Source organism: Nocardia sp. NPDC051463, from assembly GCF_040681975.1.
Lineage (GTDB): Bacteria > Actinomycetota > Actinomycetes > Mycobacteriales > Mycobacteriaceae > Nocardia.
This window is the reverse complement of record NZ_JBFBAB010000062.1, coordinates 1-5,446: the sequence shown is the minus strand read 5'-3', so window position 1 is coordinate 5,446 and position 5,446 is coordinate 1. Positions and strand designations below refer to the sequence as shown.

Here is a 5,446-nt window from a genome sequence, read left to right as displayed (position 1 = left end):
TGTGTGCGTGTGTTCTTTGAGAACTCAATAGTGTGTCGATGAATGTCAGTGCCAATTATTTAATTGGTTCCGGCCTTACATACCCCCCGGTTGTAGGGTTGGACATTTAGTCAGCAAATCTTTTTGCTGGCGTTTTGTTTTGCTAGGTTTTCGGACTCTAGTTATTCTTCTGATTCACCTTCGGGTGCTTCAAGAGTCTTCAACGGAGAGTTTGATCCTGGCTCAGGACGAACGCTGGCGGCGTGCTTAACACATGCAAGTCGAGCGGTAAGGCCCTTCGGGGTACACGAGCGGCGAACGGGTGAGTAACACGTGGGTGATCTGCCTCGCACTTCGGGATAAGCCTGGGAAACTGGGTCTAATACCGGATATGACCAAGAGCTGCATGGTTTTTGGTGGAAAGATTTATCGGTGCGAGATGGGCCCGCGGCCTATCAGCTTGTTGGTGGGGTAACGGCCTACCAAGGCGACGACGGGTAGCCGACCTGAGAGGGTGACCGGCCACACTGGGACTGAGACACGGCCCAGACTCCTACGGGAGGCAGCAGTGGGGAATATTGCACAATGGGCGAAAGCCTGATGCAGCGACGCCGCGTGAGGGATGACGGCCTTCGGGTTGTAAACCTCTTTCGACAGGGACGAAGCGCAAGTGACGGTACCTGTAGAAGAAGCACCGGCCAACTACGTGCCAGCAGCCGCGGTAATACGTAGGGTGCGAGCGTTGTCCGGAATTACTGGGCGTAAAGAGCTTGTAGGCGGTTTGTCGCGTCGTCTGTGAAAACTCACAGCTCAACTGTGAGCTTGCAGGCGATACGGGCAGACTTGAGTACTTCAGGGGAGACTGGAATTCCTGGTGTAGCGGTGAAATGCGCAGATATCAGGAGGAACACCGGTGGCGAAGGCGGGTCTCTGGGAAGTAACTGACGCTGAGAAGCGAAAGCGTGGGTAGCGAACAGGATTAGATACCCTGGTAGTCCACGCCGTAAACGGTGGGTACTAGGTGTGGGTTTCCTTCCACGGGATCCGTGCCGTAGCTAACGCATTAAGTACCCCGCCTGGGGAGTACGGCCGCAAGGCTAAAACTCAAAGGAATTGACGGGGGCCCGCACAAGCGGCGGAGCATGTGGATTAATTCGATGCAACGCGAAGAACCTTACCTGGGTTTGACATACACCGGAAACCTGCAGAGATGTAGGCCCCCTTGTGGTCGGTGTACAGGTGGTGCATGGCTGTCGTCAGCTCGTGTCGTGAGATGTTGGGTTAAGTCCCGCAACGAGCGCAACCCTTATCTTATGTTGCCAGCGCGTAATGGCGGGGACTCGTGAGAGACTGCCGGGGTCAACTCGGAGGAAGGTGGGGACGACGTCAAGTCATCATGCCCCTTATGTCCAGGGCTTCACACATGCTACAATGGCCGGTACAGAGGGCTGCGATACCGTGAGGTGGAGCGAATCCCTTAAAGCCGGTCTCAGTTCGGATCGGGGTCTGCAACTCGACCCCGTGAAGTTGGAGTCGCTAGTAATCGCAGATCAGCAACGCTGCGGTGAATACGTTCCCGGGCCTTGTACACACCGCCCGTCACGTCATGAAAGTCGGTAACACCCGAAGCCGGTGGCCTAACCCTTGTGGAGGGAGCCGTCGAAGGTGGGATTGGCGATTGGGACGAAGTCGTAACAAGGTAGCCGTACCGGAAGGTGCGGCTGGATCACCTCCTTTCTAAGGAGCACTTCTGCATCGCACCCCGAAGAGTCGGGGATGGTAAACGTTGATGCCAGAGACCGTTTAGTTCTCATATGTAGAGCTGCGGACGCTCATGGGTGGAACGCTGACAAGTTTTATCGCATTCGATTGATCCTCTGTGGTTGGTCGCGGTGAATATATCGACACACTGTTGGGTCCTGAGAGAACACGCGAGTGTTTACTCTTAGGCAAGATAACGACAAGGCTGGATCTTCAGTCATACCGCGAGGGTTTTCGGATTCTCGGCTGGTGCTGAGTCAAGGTTTGGTCTTGTGTGTTGTTTGAGAACTGCACAGTGGACGCGAGCATCTTTGTTAGTAAGTGTTTAAGAGCGTACGGTGGATGCCTTGGCACCAGGAGCCGATGAAGGACGTAGGAGGCTGCGATAAGCCTCGGGGAGCTGTCAACCGAGCTGAGATCCGAGGATTTCCGAATGGGGAAACCCAGCACGAGTGATGTCGTGTTACCCGCATCTGAATATATAGGGTGTGTGGAGGGAACGTGGGGAAGTGAAACATCTCAGTACCCACAGGAAGAGAAAACAACAGTGATTCCGTGAGTAGTGGCGAGCGAAAGCGGATGAGGCTAAACCATGTGGATGTGATAGCCGGCAGGCGTTGTCCATGTGGGGTAGTGGGGCTCATTTTCTTATCACTGCCGTGATGAGCGAGAGTTAGAAACCGTTGGGTTAGTCGAAGTGGTCTGGAACGGCCTGTCGTAGAGGGTGAGAATCCCGTAGACGAAAACCTGGCGGCTCTCGTAGTGAGTGCCCGAGTAGCAGCGGGCCCGTGAAATCTGCTGTGAATCTGCCGGGACCACCCGGTAAGCCTGAATACTCCCTGGTGACCGATAGCGGACTAGTACCGTGAGGGAAAGGTGAAAAGTACCCCGGGAGGGGAGTGAAATAGTACCTGAAACCGTGCGCTTACAATCCGTCAGGGCCTGCGCCAACTTCGGTTGGGTGGGTGATGGCGTGCCTTTTGAAGAATGAGCCTGCGAGTTAGTGGCATGTGGCGAGGTTAACCCGTGTGGGGTAGCCGTAGCGAAAGCGAGTCCGAATAGGGCGTTTTGAGTCGCATGTTCTAGACCCGAAGCGGAGTGATCTACCCATGGCCAGGGTGAAGCGACGGTAAGACGTCGTGGAGGCCCGAACCCACTTAGGTTGAAAACTGAGGGGATGAGCTGTGGGTAGGGGTGAAAGGCCAATCAAACTCCGTGATAGCTGGTTCTCCCCGAAATGCATTTAGGTGCAGCGTCGCGTGTTTCACACCGGAGGTAGAGCTACTGGATGGTCTAGGGGGCCTACAAGCTTACCGAAATCAGCCAAACTCCGAATGCCGGTGTGTGAGAGCGCGGCAGTGAGACTGCGGGGGATAAGCTTCGTAGTCGAGAGGGAAACAGCCCAGATCGCCGGCTAAGGCCCCTAAGCGTGTACTAAGTGGAAAAGGATGTGGGGTCGCGAAGACAACCAGGAGGTTGGCTTAGAAGCAGCCACCCTTGAAAGAGTGCGTAATAGCTCACTGGTCAAGTGATCCTGCGCCGACAATGTAGCGGGGCTCAAGTACACCGCCGAAGCCGCGGCATTCACACAATACATCCGCCATTCCCTGCGGGGGGTGGTGCAGTGGTGTGGATGGGTAGGGGAGCGTCCTGTAGCCAGGGAAGCGGCGGAGTGATCCAGCCGTGGAGGCTACGGGAGTGAGAATGCAGGCATGAGTAGCGAAAGACGAGTGAGAAACTCGTCCGCCGAATGACCAAGGGTTCCTGGGCCAGGTTAATCCGCCCAGGGTGAGTCGGGACCTAAGGCGAGGCCGACAGGCGTAGTCGATGGACAACGGGTTGATATTCCCGTACCCGTGTATCCGCGCCCATGATGAATCAGTTGTGCTAAGTGTCCTGAACTTCCGAGAAGACCTTCGGGTCTCGAGTGGAGGGATGCACATGACCCTGGCTGGTAGTAGTCAAGCGATGGGGTGACGCAGGAAGGTAGCTGGGCCAGTCAGTGGTTGTACTGGTGTAAGCCTGTAGGGCGTTGTGTAGGCAAATCCGCACAGCATATAGCCTGAGAGGTGATGCGTAGCCGATTGAGGCGAATTCAGTGATCCTATGCTGCCGAGAAAAGCCTCTAGTGAGTTGGTACACGGCCCGTACCCCAAACCGACACAGGTGGTCAGGTAGAGAATACTAAGGCGATCGAGAGAACTGTGGTTAAGGAACTCGGCAAAATGCCCCCGTAACTTCGGGAGAAGGGGGACCCGGTCTGGTGATGAGATTTACTCTCGGAGCTGGGTTGGGTCGCAGAGACCAGAGAGAAGCGACTGTTTACTAAAAACACAGGTCCGTGCGAAGTCGTAAGACGATGTATACGGACTGACGCCTGCCCGGTGCCGGAAGGTTAAGAGGACCGGTTAGCGCCCTTTGGGTGCGAAGCTGAGAATTTAAGCCCCGGTAAACGGCGGTGGTAACTATAACCATCCTAAGGTAGCGAAATTCCTTGTCGGGTAAGTTCCGACCTGCACGAATGGCGTAACGACTTCTCTGCTGTCTCAACCACAGACTCGGCGAAATTGCATTACGAGTAAAGATGCTCGTTACGCGCGGCAGGACGAAAAGACCCCGGGACCTTCACTATAGCTTGGTATTGGTGTTCGGTACGGTTTGTGTAGGATAGGTGGGAGACTGTGAAGCGGGCACGCCAGTGTTTGTGGAGTCATCGTTGAAATACCACTCTGATCGTATTGGACCTCTAACCTCGGACCATGATCTGGTTCAGGGACAGTGCCTGGTGGGTAGTTTAACTGGGGCGGTTGCCTCCTAAAATGTAACGGAGGCGCCCAAAGGTTCCCTCAGCCTGGTTGGCAATCAGGTGTCGAGTGCAAGTGCACAAGGGAGCTTGACTGTGAGAGCGACAGCTCGAGCAGGGACGAAAGTCGGGACTAGTGATCCGGCACCGGCAAGTGGAAGCGGTGTCGCTCAACGGATAAAAGGTACCCCGGGGATAACAGGCTGATCTTCCCCAAGAGTCCATATCGACGGGATGGTTTGGCACCTCGATGTCGGCTCGTCGCATCCTGGGGCTGGAGTAGGTCCCAAGGGTTGGGCTGTTCGCCCATTAAAGCGGCACGCGAGCTGGGTTTAGAACGTCGTGAGACAGTTCGGTCTCTATCCGCCGCGCGCGTCAGAAACTTGAGGAAGGCTGTCCCTAGTACGAGAGGACCGGGACGGACGAACCTCTGGTGTGCCAGTTGTTCCGCCAGGAGCACTGCTGGTTAGCTACGTTCGGAAGGGATAACCGCTGAAAGCATCTAAGCGGGAAGCCTGTTCCAAGATGAGGTTTCTCACCACCTTTGAGTGGTTAAGGCCCCCCACAGACCATGGGGTTGATAGGCCAGAACTGGAAGCTCGGTAACGGGTGTAGGTGACTGGTACTAATCGGCCGAGGACTTACCAACAAAGAAGCTACGCGTCCACTGTGCGGTATCTGAAGCAATACACAGACACTGCAGCAGACAATGTGTGAATCCTTTTAGAAGGGGTTCGTGGGTTGTCGCGCTGTTTGTGGATAGTTTCATAGAGTTACGGCGGCGATAGCGGCAGGGAAACGCCCGGTCCCATTCCGAACCCGGAAGCTAAGCCTGCCAGCGCCGATGGTACTGCACTCGACAGGGTGTGGGAGAGTAGGACACCGCCGGAACATCATTCGCGA

General features: G+C 55.5%; 3 rRNA genes. All 3 read left to right on the top strand.

Annotated features, from left to right (window positions below):
* Positions 1-199: 199 nt before the first annotated feature.
* Positions 200-1,716 (top strand): 16S ribosomal RNA (locus AB0M74_RS35110).
* A 339-nt stretch (positions 1,717-2,055) separates the two neighbouring features.
* A 23S ribosomal RNA gene (locus AB0M74_RS35105) occupies positions 2,056-5,192 on the top strand.
* Between the two features lie 125 nt (positions 5,193-5,317).
* Positions 5,318-5,434, top strand: a 5S ribosomal RNA gene (gene rrf / locus AB0M74_RS35100).
* The 16S, 23S and 5S rRNA genes sit together here, the layout of an rRNA operon.
* The last annotated feature ends 12 nt before the right edge of the window (positions 5,435-5,446 follow it).